The following is a 26,473-nucleotide window of genomic DNA, read 5'->3' as shown; positions in this document are numbered from 1 at the left end:
GATCTGCACATGGCAGATCGGGCGTCGGCGGAACAGCTAGGACTCGGTAGCCGGGACCTTGCTGTCTGCGCGCTTGCCGTAGCGAGCCTCGAAGCGAGCGACGCGTCCACCGGTGTCGAGAATCTTCTGCTTGCCCGTGTAGAACGGGTGGCACTGCGAGCAAACCTCGACGTTGATGCGTCCGGACTCCTTGGTGCTGTGGGTCTCGAACGTGTTACCGCAACCGCAGACGACGGTGGTCGCTACGTAGGTTGGGTGGATTCCTGCCTTCATGGTGTCCCTTTCAATGGTCGCCGGGTCGACGTCGCCAATCGACATCGTGAACCGGAACCGGACTCGGCCGTTCAGTATGCCAGATGCGGTACTTCACCAGAAATTCCGCGTCTCGCACGCCTCGGGGTGGCTGTACGAAGTTGTCAACGCACTGCGCCTCGGTTTTGTTCCGTAAATGCAAAAGGCCCACAACCAGCTGGTTGTGGGCCTTTGACGTCGAGTCGATCAGTCGTCGATCGCACCCGGTGCGGTCTTGGAGACCTGCATCAGGAACTCGAGGTTGTTCTTGCTCTTCTTCAGTCGATCGATCAGCAGATCGATGGCCTGATGCGAGTCCAGACCGGACAGGACGCGGCGGAGCTTGTGCAGCACCGCAGCTTCGTCCGGGCTCAGGAGCAGCTCGTCCTTACGCGTGCTGGACGGGTTGACGTCCACGGCCGGGAACACTCGCCGCTCGGCGATCTTGCGATCGAGCTTGAGCTCGGCGTTGCCGGTGCCCTTGAACTCTTCGAAGATCACGGTGTCGCCGGTGGATCCGGTCTCGACCATTGCGGTAGCGATGATAGTGAGCGATCCACCGTTCTCGATGTTGCGCGCAGCACCGAGGAAACGCTTCGGCGGGTACAGCGCCGTCGAGTCGACACCACCGGAGAGGATGCGTCCCGATGCCGGCGAGGAGTTGTTGTACGCACGACCCAGACGCGTGATGGAGTCGAGCAGTACGACGACGTCCTTACCCATCTCGACCAGGCGCTTCGCACGCTCGATTGCCAGCTCGGCAACTGCGGTGTGATCTCCCGGCGGGCGGTCGAAGGTGGAGGAAATGACCTCACCCTTCACGCTGCGCTGCATGTCGGTCACTTCCTCGGGACGCTCGTCCACGAGGATGACCATCAGGTAGCACTCAGGGTTGTTGGTGGCGACGGCGTTCGCGATCGCCTGCAACACGCTGGTCTTACCGGCCTTGGGCGGGCTCACGATGAGGGCACGCTGGCCCTTACCGATGGGCATCACCAGGTCGATGACACGCGTCGTGAGAATGTGCTGCTCGGTCTCGAGGCGCAGACGCTGGTTCGGGTACAGCGGCGTGAGCTTGTTGAACTCGGGGCGCTTCTTCGCGGCCTCGACGTCGCCGCCGTTGACCGTGTCGATACGGACCAGCGGGTTGAACTTCTGACGCTGGCTGCCCTGCTCACCGTCACGCGAGACCCGGACAGCGCCGGTGATGGCGTCGCCACGACGAAGGCCGTTCTTGCGGATCAGGTTCATGGAGACGTAGACGTCGTTGGGACCGGCGAGGTACCCGGACGTACGCACGAAGGCGTAGTTGTCGAGCACGTCGAGGATGCCGGCGACCGGCTGCAGGACGTCGTCCTCACGGATCTCGGTCTCGCGCGAATCGTTGGGTGCGCCACCCTCAGCGCGGTCGCGACCACGGCCACGACGCTCACGGAAACGGCGTCCGCGGCGTCCGCGTCCACCCTCTTCGTCGTCGTCCGGTCCGTTGTTGCGGTTGTCCGTGCGCGGACCGGCGTTGTTCTGGCCTGCGTTGTTCTGGTTACCGCGATCCTGACGGTCCTGACGATCCTGGTTGCCCCGGTTGCCCTGGTTGTCGCGCTGCCCCTGGTTCTCGCGCTGCCCCTGGTTATCGCGCTGCCCCTGGTTGTCGCGGTTGCGCTCGCGGCGGGGACGCTCGTTGCCCTGCTCGGCGGGAGCCTGATCAGCGTCGGACTTGCCCTCGGTGCGCGCCGGACGCTCGGCCGGAGCCTCAGCCTTGGCGGTCTCGTTGACCTTCGCAGTATCGGCGGCCTTCGAGGTGTCGGCGGCCTTCGAGGTGTCCACGTCGGACTTGGCCGAAGGAGATTCCTGCTCGATGCTCAGTTCACCCTGGTCGGGCGAACCTGCACGACGAGCGGCGCCGCGACGCTGACGTCCGCGACGGGGTGCGCTCTGATCGGAATCCTCGGCTGATTCGGTACGCGCAGGCGCTGCCTCGGCAGGAGCGGATTCAGCCGCGGGAGCGGATTCAGCCGCGGGAGCCGTTTCGGCTGCGGGGGTTTCGGTACGTGCTGCGCGAGTGCTCTTGGCACGGGTGCGCGCTACGGGTGCGTCGTCGAGCGTGAGTTCGCTCTGTGCGGGTGCAGCCTTTGCGCTGCCGCCCTGGCGTTCCTTGATGGCTGCAATCAGGTCGCCCTTGCGCATGCCGGAAGTGCCTTTGATGCCCAGTTCACCCGCAAGAGTGCGGAGTTCGGTGAGCACCATGCCGGAGAGTCCGGCACCACGGCGCGTTTCGGCACGCTTCGTGGAGGTCGCCACCGCACCGTTCGATGCTGAAGATGACGCCTGAGAATTGTCGCCTGATTCCGACCCGGCGGGTGCAGAAGTGGCGATGAGGTCCGTATCGGTCACGGAGGTCCTTTCCTTCCCTCACTCGCACTGCGCAAAGTCGAGGGTTCGTCCCGCAGTTCGATTGAATACCGAACTCGGTGGTGCCGTACGTGGTTGCTGTCCAGAACTGCCGGCTTGTCCGCCGTCACATGATTGTCGGAAACTCTCGCCTCAAACTTTTCATGCGCTCGCAAACCTGCCCAACGCGCCTTCGTCGTCGATTCACTCCCCCGTGTGGTGAACCCCAGAGTTGTGGAACCTCTGAGCGTTCGATCCGCGGAGGATCCAAACCTTCGGAGAAGGTACAAGCGCGAGGATCATGCCTGCGAGAATCATGCCAAGGACTGTGGACCCCGATTGGGAAGGAGTTTTGCCCCCTGGTGATGCACCGGCGACTGACGCGCACGATGTACGGACACAGCCCAGGATAGCGCCCAAACCTGAGTCCGGCAAGAATTTGGCCGACCGGGTGTGTCAGTTCACTACCGATCGGTAGTGGGCGATCACCAGGACCAAGGCGGGGATCAGACCGCGGTCGTGGATACTTCGACGCCGTCGGCGATGTCCAATTCGAGCACACGTAGTCCGTCTGCCCGCGCCGCCTCGGCGAGTTCGACGGGGAAAGGTTCTGTGCTGAGCGCCAACACAGTGGGTCCTGCTCCGGAAACGGTCGCAGCAATGCCCGCCTCACGCAGGATGCCGATCCAGCGAGTCGTGAGCGGTAGAGCGGGCGCGCGCTGCGCCTGATGCAGGCGATCCTCGGTGGCTGCCATCAACAGATCGGGACGAGCCGTGAGCGCGACGACGGCCAGTGCACTGCGGCTCGCGTTGAACGACGCATCGTTGTGCGGAACCAATTCGGGCAGGAGCCCACGGGTGTGTGCGGTGGACGACCGTTCCTCGGGAACCAGTGCAACGGCACGGATATCGGGATGTACGTCGAGTTTCGCCGCCGAGTAGATCGGCTCGTCGCCTTCGACGGCCGGCGGGCAACTCCACGAGACGACTGCGCCGCCGAGAACACTGGCAGACGCATTGTCCGGGTGACCTTCGAACTCGGAAGAGAGCTGAACCAACTGCTCTTCCGTCAACCCGATCTCGGCATCGAGTGCGCGTGCCAGACCGTTGGCTGCAGCGAGTCCGCCGACGGCCGCGGAAGCCGAGGACCCTAGCCCGCGCGAATGCGGGATCGCGTTGCGGCACAACACGTCCAGGCCACTGGCCCACACTCCAGCCGCTTCGAGACCACGCTCGATGGCGCGAACCACGAGATGCGAAGGCCCCCAAGGGACGTCGGCGGCGCCTTCACCTTCGACGCGAATCTGGAGACCTGAATCCGTTGTGGTGACCACGATTTCGTCGTACAACCCCAACGCCAGACCGAGGGTGTCGAACCCCGGCCCCAAGTTTGCACTCGAGGCCGGGACGCGAGCAGTCACCGAAAGGCCGATAGGCAGGGTTATAGTCATGTCAGACACCGGATTCCGCGGAGTGGTCGATGAATCCACGGACACTATGCAAGCTCGAGGGCAGCCGCAACGGCAACGGGATCGACACCGATCGGCTCGACGTTCGGCATACCCTTCAAAGCCGTGTCAGGATCCTTGAGGCCGTTGCCGGTCACCGTGCACACGACGGTCAGGCCCGGCTCGAGCCAGCCCTCTGCACGTGCGGCGAGCAGGCCGGCGACGCTGGCTGCCGACGCCGGTTCGACGAAGACACCCTCGGTGGCGGCGATCAGACGGTAAGCCTCGAGGATCTTCTCGTCGGTGGCGGCACGGAATGCACCGTTCGACTCTTCCTTCGCGGCGACAGCGCCGTTCCAGGAAGCGGGGGAACCGATTCGGATTGCGGTAGCGATGGTTTCGGGATCCTTGACGGGTGCGCCGTTGACCAGCGGAGCCGCACCGGCAGCCTGAACGCCGAGCATGCGGGGCTTGACCGTGGTCAGACCGTCGGCGTAGTACTCCGAGTAACCGCGCCAGTACGCGGTGATGTTTCCGGCGTTTCCGACCGGGAGGGCGTGCACGTCGGGAGCCTTGCCGAGCACGTCCATGATCTCGAATGCCGCGGTCTTCTGACCTTCGATGCGTACCGGGTTGACCGAGTTGACCAGACCGATGGTGGGGAATTCCGCCGTGGTCTTGCGTGCCAGCTCGAGGCAGTCGTCGAAGTTGCCCTGGACCTGAATGATCTTGGCGCCGTGCATAACTGCCTGCGCAAGCTTGCCCATGGCGATCTTGCCCTGCGGGATGAGCACGGCGCAGGTCATGCCGGCCTTGGCTGCATACGCAGCGGCCGAGGCGGAGGTGTTGCCGGTGGACGCGCACAGAACTGCCCGCTGGCCACGGGCCAAGGCGTCGGTGACGGCCATCGTCATGCCGCGGTCCTTGAAGGAACCCGTGGGGTTGAGACCCTCGACCTTGAGGTAGACGTCGCAGCCGGTGATCTCGGAGAGGTGGCCGGCCGGCAGGAGCGGGGTGCCGCCTTCGCGCAGGGTGACGGTCTTCCAGTTGTCACCGATCGCGAGACGGTCCCGGTATGCCTCGATGAGACCCGGCCATGCCTTGTGGACGGGGTTGACGATGCCGGTCATTGTTCAGTGCCTTCCAGTCGCAGCACGCTGGTCACAGCGGTGACGAATTCGAGTTCGTTGAGGGCCGCCACGGTCTCGGACAGAGCCGCGTCGGTTGCTACATGAGTGACGACCACCAGACGCGCGCCGGCGCCGGCGCCCTCCTGGCGGACGACGGAGATGCTCACGCCGTGCTTGGCGAACTCGGCGGCGACTGCGGACAGCACACCTTCCTTGTCCGCGACCTCCATGTTCACGTAGTAGCGCGTGAGGATGTCGCCCATCGGGGCGACCTTGAGCTTGGCGTACTTGGACTCACGGGGGCCACGGCCGCCGTGAACCTTGTTGCGCGCCGCCATCACCAGGTCACCCATCACCGCGGAAGCGGTGGGGGCGCCGCCTGCGCCCTGGCCGTAGAACATGAGCCGGCCGGCGTTCTCTGCTTCCACGACAACGGCGTTGAAGGCGCCGTTGACCGAAGCGAGCGGGTGGCTGAGCGGAACCAGCGCCGGGTACACGCGAGCGGAAATCCGCTCCTTGCCCTTGGGCGTGACGATGCGCTCGCAGATCGAGAGCAACTTGATCGTGCAGTCGAGTGCCTTCGCCGACGCCAGGTCGGCAGAGGTGATCGTGGAAATTCCTTCGCGGTACACATCCGCGGCAGTGACGCGGGTGTGGAATGCGATCGACGCGAGGATCGCCGCCTTCGCTGCCGCGTCGTAGCCTTCGACGTCCGCGGTCGGATCGGCTTCCGCGTATCCGAGGCGTCCGGCTTCGGCCAGTGTCTCCTCGTAGTCGGCGCCGGTCTCGTCCATCGCCGAAAGGATGAAGTTGGTGGTGCCGTTCACGATTCCGGCGACCTTGTTGACACGGTCTCCGGCCAAGGACTGCGTGAGCGGGCGGATCACGGGGATCGCGCCGGCAACAGCGGCCTCGAAGTACAGGTCGACCGAGTTGGCCTCTGCAGCCTCCGCCAATTCACCGGTGTGGTCCGCGAGCAGCGCCTTGTTGGCGGTGACGACCGACTTACCGGAATTGAGCGAGGAGAGAATCAGCTTGCGAGGGAGCTCGATTCCGCCGATCACCTCGACGACGATGTCGACGTCGTCACGACCGACCAGGGACTCGGCGTCCGTCGTCTGCAGTTCCTCGGGGATTCCGCGGTCCGAGCCGATACGACGAACGGCAACTCCCCGCAGTTCCAACGGGGCGCCGACGCGGGCTTCGAGTTCCTCGGCCTGCTCACGAATGATCCGGACGACCTCGCTCCCGACGTTGCCGAGGCCGAGAACGGCCACACCGATAGCGCGATGCGCCGATTCGCTCGTCACTGCGATACCTCCAAGCTGAGCAGATCTTCCACTGTTTCCCTCCGCAGAATCACGCGTGAGACTCCGTCACGCACCGCCACCACGGCTGGGCGGGTGAGCAGGTTGTACCTGCTCGACATCGAATAGCAGTATGCACCGGTCGCTGCTACCGCTAGTAAATCACCGGGCCCGACGTCCTCGGGCATCCAGGTGTCCCGAATGACCACGTCACCGGACTCGCAGTGCTTACCGACGATACGTGCAACGACGGGATCAGCCTCGGAAGTTCGCGAAACCAACTTGGCTTCGTACTCCGCACCGTAGAGGGACGTGCGGATGTTGTCGCTCATCCCGCCGTCGACGCTGATGTAGCGGCGTGTCAGCGAGCTACCCACCGTGACGTCCTTGATGGTGCCGACCTCGTAGAGCGTCACCGTGCCCGGTCCGGCGATGGCGCGGCCGGGTTCGACGGCAAGCGTCGGCTCCGGCAGTCCGGCCAGTGCGGACTCGTTGCGCACGATGTGACCGAGCTTTGCTGCCAGTTCGTCGACGGGCGGCGGGTCGTCGGACGGGATGTACGAGATCCCCATGCCGCCGCCGAGGTCGATGATCGAAATCTGCTTGGTCTTCTCGACGCCGAACTCGGTGACAACCTCGCGGAGCAAACCGATCACGCGGTGCGCTGCCACCTCGAAACCGTCGACGTCGAAGATCTGCGAACCGATGTGGCTGTGCAGTCCGACCAGTCGCAAGTTGTCGGCGGCGAAGACGCGGCGGACCGCGTCGATTGCCGCTCCCCCGGCCAGCGAGAAACCGAACTTCTGGTCTTCGTGTGCGGTGGAGATGAATTCGTGCGTATGCGCTTCGACGCCGACGGTCAGGCGGATCAACACGTCCTGAACGACACCGGCCTCACCGGCGACACGATCGAGTCGATCGATCTCGATCGCCGAGTCGAGCACGACGTGCCCGACACCCGCGGCAACACCGGCGGCCAGTTCGGCTACGGACTTGTTGTTGCCGTGCATGGCAATTCGCTCGGCCGGGAAATCAGCGTGCAATGCGATCGCCAGTTCTCCGCCGGAACAGACGTCGAGCGAGAGGCCTTCGTCGGCAACCCAGCGTGCGATTTCGCCGCAGAGGAACGCCTTGGATGCGTAGTGCACCTTGGCATCCGGGCCGAAGGCGCGGGCCATGTCACGGCAGCGCGAGCGGAAGTCGTCCTCGTCGATGACGAACAGCGGGGTGCCGTACTTCTCGGCAAGTTCACTGACCTTGACACCCGCGAGGGTCACTTCGCCGTCGTCACCGCGAGAAGCGTTGCGCGGCCACACCTGCGGTGAGAGTTCACCGAAGGCTTCGGGGCTGGCCGGACGGTCGGGCAAGCCGGGGGCCTGCAACTGCTCGGCATGCTTGGGGCCGGCGGGGTGCGCGTTCACATTTGCTCCGGTGCGGTGACGCCGAGCAGTTCGAGGCCGTTGGCCAGGACCTGTCGGGTTGCGGCGCAAAGAGCCAGACGCGCGCGATGCACGTCGGTGGCGTCTTCGTCGCCTTGTGGAAGGATGCGGCACGCGCCGTAGAAGCGGTGGTACGCACCCGCGAGTTCTTCGAGGTAGCGGGCAATACGGTGCGGCTCACGCAGATTCGCTGCGCTCGACACGACGCGCGGGTACTCGCCGATCGTGCGGATGAGGTCACCCTCCTGCTCGACAGTGAGCAGGGCGAGGTGGCTTGCGTCGGCAGACAGACCAAGGTCTGCGGCGTTGCGAGCGATCGCCGAAAGGCGTGCATGCGCGTACTGGACGTAGTAGACGGGATTCTCGCTGCTGGTCTTGGTCCACAGGTCCAGGTCGATGTCGATGCTGGAGTCGACCGACGAGCGGATCATGACGTAGCGCGAGGCGTCGACGCCGATTGCCTCGACCAGGTCGTCGAGGGTGATGACGGTGCCTGCACGCTTGCTCATCTTGACGGCGGTGCCGTCCTTGACGAGGTTGACCATCTGGCCGATCAGCACCTCGACGGTGTCCGGATCGTCACCGAAAGCGGCGGCGGCAGCCTTGAGACGGCCGATGTATCCGTGATGGTCGGCACCGAGCATGTAGATGCAGAGGTCGAACCCGCGGGCGCGCTTGTTCTGGAAGTAGGCGATGTCACCGGCGATGTAAGCGGCGTTGCCGTCGCTCTTGATGACGACGCGATCCTTGTCGTCGCCGTAATCGGTGCTCTTGAGCCACCAAGCACCGTCTTCGTGGAAGAGGTTGCCCGAACCCTTGAGGGATTCGACGGCCTTCTCGACAGCACCGGATTCGAAGAGCGAGTTCTCGTGGAAGTACACGTCGAAGTCGACTCCGAAGTCGTGCAGGGTCTGCTTGATGTGCGTGAACATCAATTCGACGCCGATGGCCCGGAAGGTTTCCTGCTGCTCGTCGGCCGGCAGCTCCATGACGTCGGGGCGCTGCTTCAGCACCGAGGCGGCGATGTCGGCGATGTATGCACCGGCATAACCGTCTTCGGGTGCAGGTTCGCCCTTCGCTGCAGCGATCAGCGAACGCGAGAAGCGGTCGATCTGGGCACCGTGGTCGTTGAAGTAGTACTCACGTGTGACCAACCCGCCCTGCGCGGACAGAATGCGTCCGAGCGCGTCTCCGACTGCGGCCCAACGGGTTCCACCAAGGTGAATGGGACCGGTGGGGTTGGCCGAGACGAATTCGAGGTTGATCTTCTTGCCGGCGAGGGAATCGCCCGAGCCGTACGACGCGCCGGCTTCGAGAACCGACACGACGATCGCGCCCTGGGCATCCTTGTCGAGCCGAATATTGAGGAAGCCGGGTCCGGCGATCTCGGCGGATTCGATTCCGTCGGCAGCGGTGAGGGCTTCGGCGATCCAGCCCGCCAGCTCGCGGGGATTCGTGCCGACCTTCTTGGCTACCTGCATGGCAATGTTGGTGGCGTAATCGCCGTGCTCGGGGTTGCGTGGTCGCTCGACGGTAAGGGTTTCGGGCAGCACGGATACGTCGAGGCCACGATCGGCAAGGACGCTCGCTGCGGTTCCGCGGAGCAGTTCGGCAAGGTCAGCTGGAGTCACAGGTATTCATCCTATTGCCTGGACACCGGAAGTGGAGACTCGCCTCACGCCTCGCACTCGGCGAAGCTAGTCGAGGCCGCTGTGGCGTGTCGCACGCCACTCTCAAAGTTTGCCCTCAGACTCGGAAAGTACAGTGGTAATGCCCGAGCTACCACCGCGTACCTACATGCGCGGGCGCGCCACACCTCAAGCCCACACACCGAAAGAGCCCAATCGATGCCAAGCGGTTCCGATAGTCGCGGTCCCAACAAGAACTCCGGGGCCAAATCAGCCAAGGCCATCAAGGCCGCCAACAAGAGCAGTCGGCCGGCCAAGAAGGGCAAGGGTGGCGTCCCCGCTCCCCGCCAGATCCCCTGGCTGTCGATCGGCGCCGGTGTGGCTGTGCTCGCACTCATCGCCGTGCTCGGTATCAATCTGTGGCCCAAGGTCGAGGAGCGGCAGGCCCTCGAGCCGTACAAGTACAGCTCGGAGAACAAGGATCCGTCAGACAAGATCGACGGTGTCCTCAAGATCGAGTATCCGGCGGGCCAGCACGTCGATTCCACTCAGCGCGTCGCGTACGACCAGACCCCGCCGTTCGGTGGCCCGCACGACGCCACCTGGGCGAACTGCACCGGAACCGTGTACGCAGACCCGATCCGCACCGAGAACGCCGTCCACTCGCTCGAGCACGGTGCCATCTGGATCACGTACAACCCTGATCTCGTCGATCAGGACCAGATCGACAGCCTTGCGGGACGCGTCAACGGCAAGTCCTACATGCTTATGTCGCCCTATCCCGGCCAGAGCAGCCCCATCTCTCTGCAGTCCTGGGGCCATCGCCTCGAGGTCGACAAGGCCGACGACGATCGCATCGATCAGTTCATCACCGCGCTGAACCAGAACCCGAACGTCTACCCCGAGGTCGGCGCGAGCTGCACCAACCCGCTGTTCACTCCGTCGACGTCGCCGTTCGATCCGACGCCTCCGGGCCCCGGCGCCATTCAGATGGACGGCACGGGCGCTACCCCGGCCACCGACGAGCAGGTTCCCGCCGGTGGATAGTTCACAGACCGCCGATCAGTCTTCGAAGCCGAGTCAGCGCACCGCGCTGCTGATCATCGGTCTGATCGGCGCGATCGCCGTCGGTTTTGCATTGGGCGCATTCACCAATCTCCTCGGGCCCGACGCGAAGTCGTCCCTGACCGTTCCGGCATCCGATTCGGTGGACGTCGGATTCGCGCAGGACATGAGCGTGCATCACAGCCAGGCCGTCGAAATGGCGTCGATCGCTCTGACGAAGTCCACCGACAACGACGTGCGCACGCTCGCGTTCGACATCTTGACCACGCAGCAGAACCAGCTCGGTCAGATGCAGGCGTGGCTGACCATGTGGGATCAGCCGCTGTCCAAGGTGGGCCCGTACATGGAATGGATGTCGTCCGATTCGGGCTCCGGCCACGGTTCGCACGGGACTTCGGCCACGATGGACATGGCTCATTCGGGCCCGGTCGACACCATGCCAGGCATGGCGCCCCCCGAGGACCTTGCGGCGCTCCGCGCAGCGGAAGGTCTGCAACTCGACACCTTGTTCCTGCAGCTGATGCTTCGTCACCACGAAGGTGGGCTTCCGATGATGGAGTACGCAGCAGCTGACGCCACCGAGGGGCCGGTGCGCAGCCTGGCGCAGACCATGGTCAACACACAGCAGAGCGAGTCCAAGCTGATGACCGACATGTTGGCAGCTCGCGGCGCAGTGCCGCTGCCCATGAACTGAGCAGAACTGAACTGAGAAAATTCAGACCCGAACTGGGCCTGGTCCTGAAATTTCAGGACCAGGTCCAGTTTTCTACCTCCGGCATGTCTTCGAGGTGCTCGACGATGTAGCGCGAGTGCTTCTCGAGCTGGGTGCGGCAGAACTCTGCCAACTCGGACGCGCCGGCCGGCCGACGCTTGGAGCGTCGTAGCGCCTCGATCACCAGGTGGTAGCGGCTCATCTTGTTGAGGACAACCATGTCGAACGGTGTTGTGGTTGTTCCCTGTTCACTGAATCCGCGAACGTGGAAGCGCTCGGGACTCGGACGCCCGTGAATCAGTTCGTGCACGGCACGCGAGTATCCGTGGAATGCGAACACGACGTCGGTCTGCGCGGTGAACAGATCGAGGAAGACCCGCTCCCCGAATCCGTGGGGATGCTCCGTCGGCGTCAGCAGCGCCATCAGGTCGACGACGTTGACGACTCGGGTGATCAGTTCCGGCGTGTGATCGCGCAGCAACTGTGCAGCAGCCAAGATCTCCTGCGTCGGTACGTCTCCCGCCGCAGCCAGGACCACGTCCGGGGTCTGTTCGCGAGCTTCGGTTCCGGCCCATTCCCAGACCGAAGCCCCCGCCGCGCAGTGCTCGTGCGCTTGCTCGAGCGTGAGGTACTGCAGGTGTGGTTGCTTGTCCACGACGATCAGGTTGACGTGGTCGGTACTGCGCAGACAGTGATCCGAGATCGAGAGCAAGGTGTTGGAATCCGGCGGTAGCCACACGCGGATCACACTGGGAGCCAGGGGAATAACGGCGTCGATCATACCGGGACCCTGATGCGAGAATCCGTTGTGGTCGTTGCGCCAGCACGTACTGGTCAGCAGCACGTTGAGCGAAGCGACCGACGCCCGCCACGGCAGGTCGACTGCGTGTTGGAGCCACTTGGCATGCTGGATGAGCATCGAGACACTCACCATCGCAAACGCTTCGTAGCTCGCGAACATGCCGTGTCGGCCAGACAGCAGATAACCCTCGAGCCAACCCTCGCAGAGGTGCTCGCTGAGGACCTCCATGACGCGACCGTCCGCGGACAGCCCGTCGTCGTAGTCGGTGATCGGCAGTTGCCAGCAGCGGTCGGTTGTCTCGAACACGGCGCCGAGGCGATTGCTCGATGTCTCGTCCGGACAGAAGAGTCGGAAGATCCCGCCGCTGTCCTCGGTTTCCGTGGCGGCGTAGATGTCGCGCAGAAGCTCGCCGAGCACTCTCGTCGTCTCGTGGAAAGTCGAACCCGGGGATTGGATGGGTAGCGCGTATTTTTCGAGCGGCGGCATCGGAAGATCGACGCGAAGTCGTCCGCCGTTCGCGTACGGAGTGCTCCCCATACGCTTGTCCCCCGCCGGTGAGAGCGCCGCCAGTTCCGCGACCAGTGATCCGTTGGCGTCGAACAACTCGTCCGGACGGTACGAGCGTATCCACTCTTCGAGTTGCCGCAGATGTGATTCGTTGCTTCGCACGCCGGACAACGGCACCTGGTGCGCACGATGTGTGCCCTCGACCAAAATTCCGTCGACGGTGTGCGGTCCGGTCCATCCTTTCGGCGTCCGCAACACGATTGCCGGCCACGAACCCGTCCACTCCTCTCCGCGGCGTGCGGCACCCTGCATCTCGCGGATCTTCTCGTGCGCCTGCGAGATCGCTTGATACAGCTGAGGAAACACCACGTCGGGATCGTCACCGGAGACGACGATCGGCGCCCACCCCTGTCCACCGAGGTAGGCCTGGATGTCTTCGTCGCTGCTGCGTCCGTACACCGTCGGCCCGGCTATTTTGGCGCCGTTCACGTGCAGGATCGGCAGGACCGCGCCGTCGCGTCGTGGATTCAGGAACGCCGGGAGCTTCCACGAGCCGGACAACGGCCCGGTCTCCGCTTCGCCGTCGCCGATCACGCAGGCCACCACGAGGTTCGGATGATCGAAGGCAGCACCGGCCGCATGGGCAAGGGCGTAGCCGAGCTCGCCGCCTTCGTGAATGCTTCCGGGTGTCTGCACACTCACGTGGCTGGGCACCCCGCCGGGAGCGGAGAATCGCCGACACATCCGGTGGATACCCTCCGCGTCGTCCGAGACTTCCGGATAGATCTCCGAGTACGTTCCCTCGAGATACGTCGACGCGACCAGCGCCGGACCGCCGTGCCCGGGACCGGTCACGTAAAGCCAGTCCGCGTCGGTGGCGACGATGTGCCGATTGAGGAGCGTGTAGATCATCGACAAACCGGGACTGGTCCCCCAGTGCCCGAGCAGCCGAGGCTTGATGTGCTCGGCACGTAACGGTTCCCGCAGAAGCGTGTTGTCTTTCAGATAGATCTGCGCAACGGTCAGGTAGTTGGCCGCTGCCCACCACTTCAGGTCGAGCGCGAGCTGGTCTTCGGAATAGTGGTGATCGGTCATCAACGACTCCCGTACCTCACGAGGGTGCCCGAGCAGTCCGCCCGAGCCTGTGCTCACAGGCGAGCCTAGGCGTAAAAAGCATCCGAGTCAGTCGGTACAGATGATTCGACGACCATGGTCCCCGTCCGCATACTCGACGGCCTGGAGCGAGGACGCCATGCCGAGACGGGACCGGTTTGGTCCTGTGGCCCCGTGATGCGCTACGCTAACGCAGCCCAATCGGCACACCGAAAGTTCGGTGCGCCCCCGTAGCTCAGGGGATAGAGCGTTCGCCTCCGGAGCGAAAGGTCGCAGGTTCGAATCCTGCCGGGGGCACCACGAAGACACAGGTCAGCGATGCATCTTTCGCCTCTTCACGGTGCCACGTCAAAAGTTTCAGGGTCATCTGCCCGAATGCTGTCGATCTAACACCTCGCATCGATCCTGCTCCCACGTACACGATGCGTCAGCTTGCCGCGTTTGTCGCAGTGGCCGAGACCGGGACGACGCGGTAGCCGCGGCTCGAACGCGCGCTCAAAGTTCAACTGTGCGTTCGCCGTCGCTCATTCGGCATTCAATTGACCCGCACCGGTGAATCCGTCCTGGTGCGTGCGCGGGCACTACTTCAGCATGCCGAAGGCAACTCGGCCGCGCAGGAGTCTCTCCTACGCGGCCGAGCGCATTCGCGGATGAAGCAAGTATTCAGTTGACCTCGGCCAACTCCTTTTCTTCCTCAGCGCGCCTTTCACGCACGGATCTTCCACGCAGCGAGCTCCCACGTACGAGCGGCGAGACGGTGATCGCCAAGCCCACCAGTGCGACCCCGGTGACCAGGATCAGTCCGGGATGGAACTGCTCGAACCCGGCGGTACCGGCGCCGGACGCGGTGTGGGATCCGGCGGTCACGAGGGCAGTAGTCAGAGCGAGCACGAGCGCCGCACCGACCTGAGCTGACGTGTTCACCAGACCGGACGCCAAGCCCTGCTCGGAATCGTCGACGCCCGAGGTGGCCTGAGCCATGATCGAGGTGTACCCCAACGCGAATCCGAGTCCGAGCAGGATGACGCTCGGCAGAATCGCCACGACGTACGACGGTGAATCGCTGCCGGCGAAGAGGAACCAGAGGTACCCGACGCTCAGCGACGTCAGTGCCGCGATGATGAGCTTGGCACTGCCGTACAGGTCGACCAGCCGCCCGACGAACGGCGATCCGAAGGCGACGATGATGCCCGCAGGAAGCAGTGCCATCGCCATCTTCAACGGCGACCAGCCGAGAGCGGACTGAAGGAAGATCGTCATCATGAACTGGAAGCTCAGGTAGGAACCGAAGAGCGCGATGATGGCCAGATTCGCACGGACGATGGTGCCGACGCGCAGAAGTCCGAGGCGCACCAGCGGATGCGCCACCTTCTTCTCCACGAAGAAGAACGTCGCGAGCAGCACGGCGGCCACGGCGAACGATCCCAACGTCATCGGGTGAGCCCACCCGCGGGTCGGAGCGGAGACCATCGTGTACACCGTGAGCAGCATTCCCGTCACCAGGGTGACGGCCCCGACGAGGTCGTGTCCCCCGGTATCTGCGGGACGGTCCCGCGGAATGAGGAAGTACCCACCGATCAGTGCGATGACGGCAAACGGAACCGGCATCAGGAACGTGAATCGCCAACCGGCACTGGTCAGCAGCCCACCCAGGATCAGACCGGACGAGTAACCACTGGCGCCGAACACGGAGAACACCGACAGCGCACGGTTACGGGCCGGACCTTCCTTGAACGTCGTGGTGAGAATGGACATTGCGGTCGGAGCGGTGAAGGCGGCAGCCAAGCCCTTCACGAATCGTGATGCGATCAGCAGTGTTCCGTTGTCGACCAGTCCACCGACCAGCGAGGCGATTGCGAACACGGTCAGCGCGATCAGGAAGACCTTCCTGCGCCCGAGAAGATCGGCGGTACGTCCACCGAGTAGCAACAGGCCGCCGAATCCGAGGACGTAGCCGTTGATGATCCACTGCAGCGAGGTAGTGGACAGGCCCAGTTCATTGCCGATGGACGGCAGAGCGACGCCCACCATCGACACATCGAGACCGTCGAGGAACAACACGAGGCAGAGCACCGCGAGGATGCCCCACAGCTTGAGGGACCAGCCCTCCCCTGTGGCCGGATCCGCGGATTCCGTAGAACCCGGGGATTCCGGCGAATCGAATGGTTTGAGTGTCGAGTCTGTGCAAGTCACGTCAGCGAGAATAGATGCACATGCACATAATGCACAAGCATTTAATGCAATTGCACGTAATCGAGTCTTCAACTAGAATGCGGACGTGACGTCGGAATCCGAATTGCGCAACACCTGGCGCTCGCTGTCGACCAGCTACAACGACATCGCGTGCGAACTCGATCGCCAGATGCAGTCGGCGCATGGGCTGAGCATGAGCGACTTCGAGGCTCTCGACCGGCTCATGGACGCCACGTGCGAACGTCCACGCATGCAGGAGTTGGCCTCGGAGATGTACCTGAGTCCCAGCGCGCTCTCCCGCAGCGTCGCCCGCCTCGAGAAGGCCGGACTCGTTCAGCGAGCACTGTGCGAGGCCGACCGGCGCGGAGTGTTCGTCGATGTCACCGACAAAGGACGCCAGGTACACGCGGACGCCAGCAAAATTCAACTGGCCGTACTGGATTCACGCCTGCGCGAGCAGTAGCCGCACGTCAGAGGAGCACCACAGAGCGCCCGGCCACCGGGCGAGGGCCGTTCCGGACTAGACTGAGGACATACCGACGCGCCTTTCTGTTGCCGTCGGCGATCGACAGCAGCGCAGCCAGCACGCTTTCACGCGGTCCTGGCCGAGGCAATCTGCCAGCGTTTCTGCGGCTTCTGCTAGTCCCTCAGGCTCCTGCCTGACATCTCTACCTGCTCCTATCGAGAGATACACAATTGAACAACGCACGCACCCTTGGAGTCATCGGACAGTCGAGCAAACCGGCAGAACGCCGGTTGCCGATCCATCCTGCGCATTTCGATCGCATCGATGCCGAACTACGTTCTCGGATCTACCTCGAAGAGGGCTACGGCCACCCCTTCGGCTACTCCGACGACTACCTCTCGCGCCTGGTTGCCGGAATCCGCACGCGCAAGCAGATTTTGGCGGAAACCGATGTGGTTCTGCTACCGAAGCCGTTGGTGCGTGACCTCGCCGAACTACGATCCGGTCAGGTTCTCTGGGGCTGGCCGCACTGCGTCCAGGACACCGAACTGACACAGATCGCGATCGACAAGAAACTGACTCTCATCGCCTTCGAGGCCATGAACTTCTGGCACAGCGACGGATCGTTCAATCTGCATGTGTTCCACAAGAACAACGAGCTCGCCGGCTATTGCTCGGTACTGCACGCCCTGCAGTTGATCGGTTCCACCGGAGACTACGGCCGCCGTCTCACTGCTGCCGTGATCGGTTTCGGAGCCACTGCACGCGGCGCGGTCACAGCACTCAAGGCGCACGGTATCCACGAAGTGGACGTCCTCACCCAACGTGGAGTCACCGCCGTCAGCTCCCCTATCCACTCGGCGCGCATGGTCTCGTTCGACAACAACAACGGTGACGTCCGTGGCAGCCACGTGATGCTCGACAACCACAGCGTGCCGGTACCCGGCTTCTTGGCCGAGCACGACATCGTCGTCAATTGCGTACTGCAGAACACCGACGCCCCACTGACTTTCCTGACCGAGGAAGACCTCATGGACTTCCAACCCGGCAGCCTCATCGTCGACGTGTCGTGCGACGAAGGCATGGGCTTCAGTTGGGCTCGCCCCACCTCGTTTGCCGAGCCGACCTTCATCGTCGGTGACAACATCACTTACTACGGCGTCGACCACAGTCCGTCGTACCTGTGGAACTCGGCATCGTGGGAAATCAGCGAGTCTCTTCTCCCCTACCTGCCCACCGTGATGGCGGGAGAGACGGCGTGGAAGGCAGACGAGACCGTCGATCGAGCCATCGAAATCCGTGACGGCGTCATCGTGAATCCGGCCATCACACGGTTCCAGCACCGCTCGCCGGACTACCCGCACGCCGTCATCGCGGAGTAGCCGCCCCGATCAGGCCTGGCCGGCTGCCGCGTTGATCGGCGCCATGTCGAAATAGTCGCGCCAGGCACTGATCTGTCCGTCCGCAACTTCGAATACCCCCATCACCGGGAGCGCTACCTCGGCGCCGTTGATGGTGAAGACGTCGACGCGTTCGTTCATCACCACGCTGCCGTCCGCGACCTGACGCTTGATCTGAAAGTCGATGTTTCCGAAGGCACCGACAAATTGCTCGATGAACGCGCGGACGGCCTCGCGGCCGACAACGGGCTCCATCGGAATGTTGTGATAAACGACGTCATCGGTGAAGTACTCGACGATCTTCGCGACATCGGCGTTTGCCCACAGTGCGCAGAATTCGGTGACCAGCTTGTCCGGTGTCATTGTGTGCCAGCCTCTTTCGAATTGTCTTCGTGGGGTTCGATGATTGCCATGATGCTTTCGATCTCGCCTGCCGGTATCCCGAAGTACTCGGTGACGAAAACCGTGACGGCCGCCGCCTGGCCAGGTGTTCCGAGATCCAGCAGATACCGCGCTACGACGCTCTCGCCCCACTCGCGCAGCGCGAGTTCACGTATCGCCACGATTCCGCGATACTGCTGCCCCTGTTCGAGCTCGTTGCTGATGAAAGCACCAGTGTCACCGGTTCGCTGACCGTTCTCGACTCGCCAGGCGTCGGCGGCAAAACGGACCTTCGTTGCGTCATGAGTGAGCAAGGCGTTCACGTATTCACGAGCCATGGCGACGCGCCCGCTGACCGCAGACTCCGTGGAGTGCTTGGCAATTGCACCCAGGATCGACTCAGCCAATTCCGGTCGGCAGATCACGAGGTCTGGCAGGTAGGGGTGGGATTCGTTGTAGAGCAACGGCGAACCGTCGATGCGGCTGCAATGCAGTCCTGCTGCCTGCGCGACGCCGACCGGTGCCGCCGAATCCCATTCCCACTGCCCACCGGCGTGCAGATACGCATCGACCTCACCCCGCACCACCGCCATCGCCTTGGCGCCGGCCGACCCCATGTGCACAACGTCTGCGCCGAGTTCGGCAGCCACGGCTTCGGTGAATGCGGGCGGCCGCGAGCCACTGACGACTACCCGGAGCGGAGAGTTGGCAGTCACCGAGACTGCCTCGTCGCCACTGGAATAGACGGCGCCGAGCGCGGGCTGCGACACCGCGGCTGCGGTAATCCCGCTATCGCGTTCCCAAAGCGCCACGTGCACTGCCCAATCCGAATGATCCGGAAGTCCGTATTCCTTAGAGCCGTCGAGCGGATCGATGATCCAGACTCGGGACGCCTCCAAGCGACTGCGATCGTCGGCAGATTCTTCCGAGAGCACGCCATCGCCCGGCCGCTCGGCCGCCAACCGGTCGAGGATGTAGGAATCGGCGGCCTTGTCGCCCCGTCGACCCAGCTCACGACCGTCGTCGACACCCAGACCCTCGGCTCGGATCCCCAGGAGGATCGCACCAGCGGCCTGCGCCAATTCCGCCGCGAGTGCCTCGTCGGCGATTCTGCTGTGTGTGGATTCGCTCACCGGTCCAACACTTCCATAATTCGCAGCGCAAGTTCGGTAGGCGTTCCGTCTTCGGGTCTGATCACCAACTCGGGGCTTGTCGGAGCTTCGTAGGGATCGTCGACTCCGGTGAATCCCGTGATTTCCCCGGCCCTGGCCTTGGCGTACATACCCTTGGGGTCTCGGGCTTCACATTGCTCGATCGGGGTGTCGACATAGACCTCGACGAACTTCAGTCCAGCGGCCTCGTGCGCCGCCCGCACTCGATCACGATCTTCGCGGTACGGGCTGATCAGGCAGGCCACTGCCACGGCCCCGGAATCGGCGAACAATTGCGCCACCGAGCCGACTCGGCGGACGTTCTCGGCGCGGTCATCGGCACTGAATCCCAGATCCGCGTTCAGTCCGTGCCGGAGGTTGTCGCCGTCGAGGCGGTACGCCGGGATACCCGCGGCCACCAAACGCCGCTCGAGTTCCACCGCGATCGTGGACTTACCCGAGGCCGAGAGACCGGTAAGCCACACAGTCCCGCCGGTAGTCGCACGTTCCTCGCGAGAGACCTCCGAACTGTGCCAGACGACGCGCGATTCCTTGAGTGTCGGTCCGTTGATCATTCCGGCTGCGACGGTGTTGCCCGTGGTCTCGTCCACGAGAATGAAGCTGCCTGTCACGCGGTTGCGGCGGTAGGGATCGAACATCAACGGCTGCTGCGTTTTGATCGAGATGCGACCGATCTCGTTGAGGGACAGAGATTCTGCCTTCTCGTCGCGGTGCAGAGAATTGACGTCCAGGCGATAGTCGAGCTTGACGATCTGCGCCTTCGTGAAGCGCGTGGTGTGCAGCAACGAGTAGCGATTGTTTTCCGACAGCGTGGTCTGTTCGGTCAGCCAACAGACCATCGCATCGATTTCCTGCCCGACCTGCGGCCGGTTGTTGAGCCGACACAATTGGTCCCCACGGCTGACGTCGAGATCGTCGGTCAGTTCGATGCACACGGCCGCGGGCGCAAACGCCTCGTCGATCACGTCGCCGCCCGGCCCGTGCACAGCCTTCACAGTCGACGTGAATCCAGAAGGCAACGCCACGATTTCGTCGCCCGGCTTGAAGACGCCACTGGCCACTGTTCCCGCGTAACCACGGAAATCGTGGAGGTCGGCGTCGGTCTGCTTCTGCGGACGGATCACGTACTGCACCGGAAACCGAGCGTCGATCAAGTTGCGATCCGACGCGATGTGCACCTGCTCCAGATGGTGCAACAGCGACGGCCCGTCGTACCACGACATGTTCTCGGTCCGCGCAACGATGTTGTCTCCCAACAGCGCCGAGACTGGAATGAACGTCAGATCGTGGACGTCCAACTTGATCGCGAACTGCCGGAATTCTTCCTTGATCTCCTCGAATCGTTCTTGAGACCAGCCCACCAAGTCCATCTTGTTCACACACAACACGAGGTGGGGAATACCCAGGAGAGTCGACAGGAAGGCATGGCGCCGCGTCTGTTCGAGCACTCCTTTACGGCCATCCACCAGGATCAGGGCGAGATCTGCCGTCGAAGCGCCGGTCACCATGTTGCGGGTGTACTGCTCGTGCCCGGGAGTGTCCGCGATGATGAACTTCCGATGAGGGGTCGCGAAATACCGGTGGGCCACGTCGATCGTGATGCCCTGTTCACGCTCGGCGCGCAATCCGTCGGTCAGTAGCGCGAGGTTGGCGTACTCGTCGCCGCGTTCTCGACTGCTCCGTTCCACGGCCTCGAGTTGGTCCTCGAAGATCGACTTGGAGTCGTAGAGCAACCGGCCGATGAGTGTCGATTTTCCGTCGTCGACACTGCCCGCTGTAGCGACTCTCAGCAGTTGCGGCATCAGAAGTACCCCTCTTTCTTACGATCTTCCATGCCAGCTTCGGAAATCCGGTCATCAGCTCTGGTTGCGCCACGCTCCGTGATACGGCTCGCCGCAACTTCTTCCACGACAGCGCCCGGTGTTTCGGCCGACGATTCGACACATCCGGTACACGTTGCGTCGCCGACCGTACGGAAGCGCACCAACGCCTCGTAGGACTCTTCGCCGGCGCGAAGCTCGAGGAAACGGGTGCGTGCCAACAACATTCCGTCGCGTGGAACCACCTCGCGACGATGGGCGTAGTAGATGCCGGGGAGGTCGATCTGCTCGCTCTCGATGTACTGCCAGATGTCGAGCTCTGTCCAGTTCGAGAGCGGGAAGATCCGAATATGTTCCCCCTTACGGTGTTTGCCGTTGTACAGATTCCATAGTTCAGGCCGCTGCACCTTGGGATCCCACTGCCCGAACTCGTCCCGGAAGCTGAACACCCGCTCCTTGGCTCGCGCTTTCTCTTCGTCCCGGCGAGCACCTCCGAACACTGCGTCGAACTTGTTGTCGCGAATTCCGCGCAGCAATGCGTGCGTCTGCAGGCGATTGCGACTGGAACCGACTCCGGTGTCCTCGATGACGCGTCCGGCGTCGATGTCGTCCTGCACACTGGAGACAACAAGGCGCAGGTTGAAGCGATCGACCGTGCGGTCGCGGAACTCGATCACCTCGTCGAAGTTGTGACCGGTGTCGACGTGCATGACGGCGAACGGCAATGGCGCAGGCCAGAATGCCTTGGCCGCTACGTGCAGCATCACGACGGAATCTTTACCTCCGGAGAACAGGAGGACCGGCTTTTCGAAAGTCGCTGCCACTTCGCGGAATATATGGACCGCCTCCGCTTCGAGTGCTCGCAGATGCGACAACTCGTAGGCGGGCGGGGTCTGGAGTGTTGCCATGTCTTTCGCTCCTGAGCATCACTGACTCCGTTGCGGGAACTTCGTCACCGCATCGGTACATTTATGTACCGGACTGGTTCTAAATTGAACGCAATCACAGAATAGAACTCGTTCTACCCAAAGGTCAATGACCGGCTACAAGACGTCACAGACCGCGAACCGGACTCCGGCCACCAACCTCCGCCGTCACCGCGTCGGCCGCCGCAACCAGCGCCGCGGCCCTTCGCTCGATCTCGGCACCCGAGATTGCCCCGCCGACATACAGCGTGAGCACCAGCGCCTGATGCCCTTCGGCGTCGTAAGTCGGGGCGGCGATGAGACTGACCGGATGCTCGTCGTCAGAACTGATGTCGCGTCCGAGGTACACCCGCTCACCCAGGCTCGACACCATCTCACCGAGCAGCTCACGCACTTCGGGCGGAAGATCGTGCGTCGCAACGCCCGCCATCAACGTGTGAAGTCGCTGCCCCACCGGATCCAGACTCTCGACCAGATACCCCGCGGCTCGGCACTCGCGGACGACATTCCACAAACGCTCGCGATCCAAGCGCACCGGCAGGCTCGGCTCTTTGCTCAGCCAACTGTCCATGTCGTGATCCGAACCCCAGAGGACGTACATCAGTCCGACCGGCGGAGCGAACGGATACACCTGACCGACCTTGGCGGTGCGACGCGCGCCGATCGGTCCGGTCACTTCGAGAACACTGATCTGATCACCGATCACGCCGGACGCCGTGCACGTCGTGCCGAACTCCGCACTCACCTTCTCCAGGTGGGTGCGGGCAATGGGTCCGACGGCAAACCCTCGCTGAGCTGCACGTCCGGCCGCGATCAAAGCTGGACCGAGCCCGTAGGTCTTGGACACCTCGTCCCGTGTCAGGTACCCACGGTCAGCCAGCGCCGTGAGAATTCCCAGGCAGGTCGGCTTGCTGATCTCGAGGGCGCGGGCGAGTTCCGACAGCCCGAACCGCTGGTCAGGGCGGCCGACGAGGTAGTCGAGCACCTGAACCACCCGTTCGGTGGGAGGCGATTGCCTCCCCCTCGAGCGACCCTCTTCAGGCGCCTTCTCCGGTCCACCCATTGACCACTCCCTAGAACGCGTTCTATTGTCGGAATACCCAACATCTACCCCATAGGTACATATTTGTACCACGACGCTCTGGGCCGGCGACATAGTCGGAACTGTGAGGAGCCAGCGTGCTGACGGACCCGTTTGCCGAGGCGATCGCCGAAGCCGAGAAATTGATCGAGACTGCGCCGCACATCAGATCCGAGCAGGATCTACTGGAGGGATACCAATATCTGGCCGGCGGAATCATCGCGACGACGCATGCCGCTTGGGCCGGCGAAAAGACCCATCCGAGTTTCATCCAGGGCACCGGACCGTTCACCAAGATGGGTCTCGACAACCCTGACACCCTGTACTTCGGCGCTCGTATCAACGACGACAAGGAATACAAGGTCACCGGAAAGCGCGGCACCACAGCCGATCTCAGCTTCCAGGTATTGAGCGGAAACTACACCAACTCGAATGTTCCCGGAAGCGAGATCGCCTTCGACGACCGCGAACTCGAGATAGACGACGACGGCAACTTCGTCGCGTGGTTCGGCCCTGGTCCTGCCGACGGACGAGCCAACTATTACACCCTGGCGCCAGGATCCTCGCAGTTGGTCGTGCGCGAGGTCTACAGCGATTGGAGTCAGCAGCGCGGCGTGATCCGCATCGAGCGCACCGATTCGATCGGCATCGCGCCGCCGCCCCTCACCGCGGAAGAGACCGAGAAGCGGTATGCACGGGCCGGGAAGGCCCTGGTCACGCGGGTCAAGACGTGGCTGCAGTTTCCGGAGTGGTTCTACCTCAAGCTCACGGTTAACACCATGACCGAACCGCGGTTGACTCCGGGCGGACTGGCGACGCAGTACTCGTCGGTGGGACATTACGAACTCACCGACGACCAGGCGATGATCATCACCGTTCCGGCGTCGGACGCACCGTATCTGGGATTCCAACTCGGGAGCCTCTGGTACATCTCGCTCGACTACGTCAATCATCAGACCTCCCTCAACAACGGCCAGGCACAGGTGGATCCGGATGGGATGGTCCGAATGGTCGTCAGCGCGAAAAACCCCGGCGTCACCAACTGGGTCGAAACCGTCGGGCATCCGCGCGGCATTCTTCAGTTCCGTTGGCAGCGCGTATCCCGTGAGCTGACGCCCGAGGACGGGCCAACCGTCGACATCGTTCCAGTCGAAGATATTGCAAAGCACCTGCCGCATTTCGACACCAACGCCATCACCGCCGAGGAGTGGGCAGCGCGAATTGCCCAGCGCCAGGCCGCCATCGACAACCGAATGCTGGGGTAATCATGACCGCATTGCTCGAAGACCGTGTAGTAGTCATCTCCGGAGTCGGTCCGGCACTCGGCCGCGCTTTGGCCCTTCGTTGTGCGTCGGCCGGCGCGAGTCTTGTTCTCGCAGCGCGCACGCAATCGCGACTCGACGACGTCGCGAAGGAAATCGTCGATGCCGGTGGACGCGCAGTCACCGTGGCCACTGACATCACCGACCAGGCTTCCGCCGAGAATCTGGTGGCCGAATCCATCGCCGCCTACGGCAAAGTCGACACCCTGATCAACAATGCATTCTCGATACCGTCGATGAAACCGTTGGCTCGCACCGATTACCAGCACATCCGCGACAGCATCGAGTTGACCGTGCTCGGTGCGCTTCGTCTGACCCAACTGTTCACGCCGGCCCTTGCAGAGTCGGACGGCTCGGTGGTGAACATCAATTCGATGGTGTTGCGCCACTCGCAAGAGCGGTACGGCAGCTACAAGATGGCAAAATCGGCCCTGCTCGCCATGTCGCAGTCCCTGGCCACCGAGCTAGGTCCGCAAGGAATTCGTGTCAATTCGATTGCACCCGGCTACATCTGGGGCGATACCCTCAAGGGTTACTTCGCACACCAGGCGGAGAAGTTCGGCATGACCGTCGAGCAAATTTACGAGCACACCGCCTCGAACACCGACCTCAAGCGCCTGCCGACGACTGACGAAGTATCCGACGCGGCGATCTTCCTGGCGTCTCCGATGGCCAGCGCCATCACCGGTCAATGTATCGACGTCAACTGCGGCGAATTCCATCACTAGGAGCACCATGACTGAACGCACTCACGTCGGCACCGTCGAGGATCTCCACGCCTCGGCGACGCGGATGACCGGACTGACGGACTTCGGCGTCGACGATTACACCGAGGCACTGTCAGTCCTCCTCGAGTCCTACGACCGCGACGAGGATCTGACCCCCTTCGGCAGCAAGATCTCTCGGGTATTCCTTCGCGGCGCGCTGGTGGCACGTCTGCTCAGTGAATCGGCATGGAAGGAGCACCCTGAGCACGCCGACGTCAAGATCGAGCGGCCGATTTTCGTCACCGGGTTGCCGCGCACCGGCACCACGGCCCTGCACCGCCTCCTCACAGTCGATCCGGCCCACCAGGGCCTCGAGATGTGGCTGACCGAGTTTCCGCAGCCTCGGCCACCTCGTGACACGTGGGAGTCGAACCCGGTGTTCGCCAAGATCGAGGAGACGTTCGGGCAACACCACGTCGAGCATCCCGAATTCATGGGCGTGCACTACATGTCAGCCAGTGAAGTCGAAGAGTGCTGGCAACTGCTACGTCAGACGTTCAAGTCCGTGTCCTACGAGTGCCTGGCGAACCTGCCCACGTACTCCGCATGGCTGAAGGACCAGGAATGGTCGAATGCCTATGCACGACACAAGAAGAACCTGCAGTTGATCGGTCTGCCCGATCGGGATCGACGGTGGGTCCTCAAGAACCCGAGCCATCTGTTTGCGCTCGACGAATTGATGCAGGCGTACCCCGACGCGCTTGTCATTCAGACTCACCGCTCCCCTACGACGATCATTCCGTCGGTGTGCAGCCTGGCCGCTCAGGCAACAGAGGGTTGGTCGAACACGTTCACCGACAAGGTGATCGGCGAAAGTCAGCTCGAATTGTGGGCCAGGGGTCTCGAGCAGTTCGACAGTGCACGCGCACACCACAATCCGGCACAGTTCATCGACGTCGACTACCAGGACTTCGTCACCGATCCGCTGGGCACCGTCGAGAACATCTACACGCACTTCGACATCCCGTTGACATCTGCCGCACAGCAGTCGATGGAGGCCATGCACGAGGAAAGCCGCTCGGGTGCTCGCAGACCTTCGCACAAGTACACGCTCGAGGAGTTCGGTCTGACGAAGGAGCAGGTGGAAGAGCGATTCGGAACTCGCTGACAACCGT

The 26,473-nt window shown here is 63.1% G+C and carries 21 protein-coding genes, 1 tRNA gene and 1 pseudogene; 9 read left to right on the top strand and 14 right to left on the bottom strand.

The window, feature by feature from the left end; all coding sequences use genetic code 11:
- Window positions 1-36: 36 nt before the first annotated feature.
- From rpmE to argS, 7 genes are all read right to left on the bottom strand, one after another.
- Window positions 37-273, bottom strand: coding sequence for a 50S ribosomal protein L31 (gene rpmE, locus ACWF6P_RS30165; protein WP_003941310.1), 237 nt, complete (start codon window positions 271-273; stop codon window positions 37-39).
- A 225-nt stretch (window positions 274-498) separates the two neighbouring features.
- Window positions 499-2,682, bottom strand: a complete 2,184-nt coding sequence (rho, locus tag ACWF6P_RS30160) for a transcription termination factor Rho (protein WP_452623484.1) — start codon at window positions 2,680-2,682, stop codon at window positions 499-501.
- 503 nt (window positions 2,683-3,185) lie between these two features.
- Window positions 3,186-4,130, bottom strand: a complete 945-nt coding sequence (thrB, locus tag ACWF6P_RS30155; RefSeq protein ID WP_452623483.1) for a homoserine kinase — start codon at window positions 4,128-4,130, stop codon at window positions 3,186-3,188.
- Between the two features lie 44 nt (window positions 4,131-4,174).
- Window positions 4,175-5,257, bottom strand: coding sequence for a threonine synthase (thrC, locus tag ACWF6P_RS30150; RefSeq protein WP_003941280.1), 1,083 nt, complete (start codon window positions 5,255-5,257; stop codon window positions 4,175-4,177).
- Window positions 5,254-6,567, bottom strand: a complete 1,314-nt coding sequence (locus tag ACWF6P_RS30145) for a homoserine dehydrogenase (RefSeq protein WP_007726192.1) — start codon at window positions 6,565-6,567, stop codon at window positions 5,254-5,256. Before ACWF6P_RS30145 ends, thrC begins: the two co-directional genes overlap by 4 nt.
- On the bottom strand, window positions 6,564-7,985 hold the full coding sequence (gene lysA / locus ACWF6P_RS30140; RefSeq protein WP_452623482.1) for a diaminopimelate decarboxylase: 1,422 nt from the start codon (window positions 7,983-7,985) through the stop codon (window positions 6,564-6,566). The genes ACWF6P_RS30145 and lysA overlap by 4 nt, the downstream gene beginning before the upstream one ends.
- Window positions 7,982-9,634: an arginine--tRNA ligase gene (gene argS, locus ACWF6P_RS30135; protein WP_378539446.1), complete on the bottom strand. Its 1,653-nt coding sequence runs from the start codon at window positions 9,632-9,634 to the stop codon at window positions 7,982-7,984. The genes lysA and argS overlap by 4 nt, the downstream gene beginning before the upstream one ends.
- Window positions 9,635-9,850: 216 nt before the next feature.
- On the opposite strand from argS, the gene ACWF6P_RS30130 reads away from it, so the two are divergent.
- Together ACWF6P_RS30130 and ACWF6P_RS30125 are read left to right on the top strand one after the other, a co-directional pair.
- Window positions 9,851-10,678 carry a DUF3105 domain-containing protein gene (locus ACWF6P_RS30130; protein WP_378539445.1) on the top strand — a complete coding sequence of 276 codons (828 nt, stop codon included), beginning with the start codon at window positions 9,851-9,853 and terminating at the stop codon, window positions 10,676-10,678.
- Window positions 10,671-11,390, top strand: coding sequence for a DUF305 domain-containing protein (locus tag ACWF6P_RS30125; RefSeq protein WP_452623481.1), 720 nt, complete (start codon window positions 10,671-10,673; stop codon window positions 11,388-11,390). Before ACWF6P_RS30130 ends, ACWF6P_RS30125 begins: the two co-directional genes overlap by 8 nt.
- 52 nt (window positions 11,391-11,442) lie before the next feature.
- Here the strand turns inward: ACWF6P_RS30125 and ACWF6P_RS30120 are convergent, their stop codons facing one another.
- Window positions 11,443-13,812 carry a phosphoketolase family protein gene (locus tag ACWF6P_RS30120; protein ID WP_452623485.1) on the bottom strand — a complete coding sequence of 790 codons (2,370 nt, stop codon included), beginning with the start codon at window positions 13,810-13,812 and terminating at the stop codon, window positions 11,443-11,445.
- Window positions 13,813-14,054: 242 nt separating this feature from the next.
- Between ACWF6P_RS30120 and ACWF6P_RS30115 the strand changes: the two genes are divergently transcribed.
- Window positions 14,055-14,130, top strand: a tRNA-Arg gene (locus tag ACWF6P_RS30115).
- Between the two features lie 122 nt (window positions 14,131-14,252).
- Window positions 14,253-14,426: pseudogene (locus tag ACWF6P_RS30110) on the top strand (LysR family transcriptional regulator); the annotation flags it as partial.
- 67 nt (window positions 14,427-14,493) lie between these two features.
- On the opposite strand, the gene ACWF6P_RS30105 reads toward ACWF6P_RS30110, so the two are convergent.
- Complete coding sequence (locus ACWF6P_RS30105) at window positions 14,494-16,023, bottom strand: MFS transporter (RefSeq protein WP_378449319.1); 1,530 nt, start codon at window positions 16,021-16,023, stop codon at window positions 14,494-14,496.
- A gap of 85 nt (window positions 16,024-16,108) precedes the next feature.
- On the opposite strand from ACWF6P_RS30105, the gene ACWF6P_RS30100 reads away from it, so the two are divergent.
- Both ACWF6P_RS30100 and ACWF6P_RS30095 read left to right on the top strand, forming a co-directional pair.
- Window positions 16,109-16,486, top strand: coding sequence for a MarR family winged helix-turn-helix transcriptional regulator (locus ACWF6P_RS30100; protein WP_003941367.1), 378 nt, complete (start codon window positions 16,109-16,111; stop codon window positions 16,484-16,486).
- 233 nt (window positions 16,487-16,719) lie between these two features.
- Entirely contained in the window at window positions 16,720-17,871 is a 1,152-nt protein-coding gene (locus ACWF6P_RS30095) for a N(5)-(carboxyethyl)ornithine synthase (protein ID WP_378549249.1), read from the top strand.
- A gap of 9 nt (window positions 17,872-17,880) precedes the next feature.
- On the opposite strand, the gene ACWF6P_RS30090 is transcribed toward ACWF6P_RS30095, so the two are convergent.
- The 5 genes from ACWF6P_RS30090 to ACWF6P_RS30070 form a co-directional block, all read right to left on the bottom strand.
- Entirely contained in the window at window positions 17,881-18,252 is a 372-nt protein-coding gene (locus tag ACWF6P_RS30090; protein WP_452623480.1) for a limonene-1,2-epoxide hydrolase family protein, read from the bottom strand.
- Complete coding sequence (locus ACWF6P_RS30085; protein ID WP_452623478.1) at window positions 18,249-19,403, bottom strand: 3'(2'),5'-bisphosphate nucleotidase CysQ; 1,155 nt, start codon at window positions 19,401-19,403, stop codon at window positions 18,249-18,251. The genes ACWF6P_RS30090 and ACWF6P_RS30085 overlap by 4 nt, the downstream gene beginning before the upstream one ends.
- Window positions 19,400-21,244, bottom strand: a complete 1,845-nt coding sequence (gene cysC / locus ACWF6P_RS30080; RefSeq protein WP_452623477.1) for an adenylyl-sulfate kinase — start codon at window positions 21,242-21,244, stop codon at window positions 19,400-19,402. The genes ACWF6P_RS30085 and cysC overlap by 4 nt, the downstream gene beginning before the upstream one ends.
- Complete coding sequence (gene cysD, locus ACWF6P_RS30075; protein ID WP_452623476.1) at window positions 21,244-22,170, bottom strand: sulfate adenylyltransferase subunit CysD; 927 nt, start codon at window positions 22,168-22,170, stop codon at window positions 21,244-21,246. Before cysD ends, cysC begins: the two co-directional genes overlap by 1 nt.
- Before the next feature lie 145 nt (window positions 22,171-22,315).
- Window positions 22,316-23,251 (bottom strand): helix-turn-helix domain-containing protein, encoded by a 936-nt coding sequence (locus ACWF6P_RS30070; protein ID WP_452623475.1) that lies wholly within the window; start codon window positions 23,249-23,251, stop codon window positions 22,316-22,318.
- A gap of 116 nt (window positions 23,252-23,367) precedes the next feature.
- On the opposite strand from ACWF6P_RS30070, the gene ACWF6P_RS30065 reads away from it, so the two are divergent.
- From ACWF6P_RS30065 to ACWF6P_RS30055, 3 genes are read left to right on the top strand one after another with little or no spacing between them, the layout of a single operon-like run.
- Window positions 23,368-24,534: a hypothetical protein gene (locus tag ACWF6P_RS30065; protein ID WP_452623474.1), complete on the top strand. Its 1,167-nt coding sequence runs from the start codon at window positions 23,368-23,370 to the stop codon at window positions 24,532-24,534.
- Window positions 24,535-24,536: 2 nt separating this feature from the next.
- On the top strand, window positions 24,537-25,319 hold the full coding sequence (locus ACWF6P_RS30060) for an SDR family oxidoreductase (protein ID WP_007726165.1): 783 nt from the start codon (window positions 24,537-24,539) through the stop codon (window positions 25,317-25,319).
- 7 nt (window positions 25,320-25,326) lie between these two features.
- Window positions 25,327-26,466: a sulfotransferase family protein gene (locus ACWF6P_RS30055; protein ID WP_452623473.1), complete on the top strand. Its 1,140-nt coding sequence runs from the start codon at window positions 25,327-25,329 to the stop codon at window positions 26,464-26,466.
- Window positions 26,467-26,473 lie beyond the last annotated feature (7 nt).

Source organism: Rhodococcus sp. NPDC055024, from assembly GCF_053608585.1.
The sequence above is the reverse complement of the archived record's forward strand: the minus strand, read 5'-3'. Positions and strand labels throughout refer to the sequence as shown.

What these genes read in the sequence shown, in the direction of transcription:
- rpmE (WP_003941310.1), bottom strand. Translation starts at nt 273, where the DNA reads ATGAAGGCAGGAATCCACCCAACCTACGTAGCGACCACCGTCGTCTGC.
- thrB (WP_452623483.1), bottom strand. Translation starts at nt 4,130, where the DNA reads ATGACTATAACCCTGCCTATCGGCCTTTCGGTGACTGCTCGCGTCCCG.
- thrC (WP_003941280.1), bottom strand. Translation starts at nt 5,257, where the DNA reads ATGACCGGCATCGTCAACCCCGTCCACAAGGCATGGCCGGGTCTCATC.
- ACWF6P_RS30130 (WP_378539445.1), top strand. Translation starts at nt 9,851, where the DNA reads ATGCCAAGCGGTTCCGATAGTCGCGGTCCCAACAAGAACTCCGGGGCC.
- ACWF6P_RS30120 (WP_452623485.1), bottom strand. Translation starts at nt 13,812, where the DNA reads ATGACCGATCACCACTATTCCGAAGACCAGCTCGCGCTCGACCTGAAG.
- ACWF6P_RS30090 (WP_452623480.1), bottom strand. Translation starts at nt 18,252, where the DNA reads ATGACACCGGACAAGCTGGTCACCGAATTCTGCGCACTGTGGGCAAAC.
- cysC (WP_452623477.1), bottom strand. Translation starts at nt 21,244, where the DNA reads ATGCCGCAACTGCTGAGAGTCGCTACAGCGGGCAGTGTCGACGACGGA.
- cysD (WP_452623476.1), bottom strand. Translation starts at nt 22,170, where the DNA reads ATGGCAACACTCCAGACCCCGCCCGCCTACGAGTTGTCGCATCTGCGA.
- ACWF6P_RS30070 (WP_452623475.1), bottom strand. Translation starts at nt 23,251, where the DNA reads ATGGGTGGACCGGAGAAGGCGCCTGAAGAGGGTCGCTCGAGGGGGAGG.
- ACWF6P_RS30060 (WP_007726165.1), top strand. Translation starts at nt 24,537, where the DNA reads ATGACCGCATTGCTCGAAGACCGTGTAGTAGTCATCTCCGGAGTCGGT.
- ACWF6P_RS30055 (WP_452623473.1), top strand. Translation starts at nt 25,327, where the DNA reads ATGACTGAACGCACTCACGTCGGCACCGTCGAGGATCTCCACGCCTCG.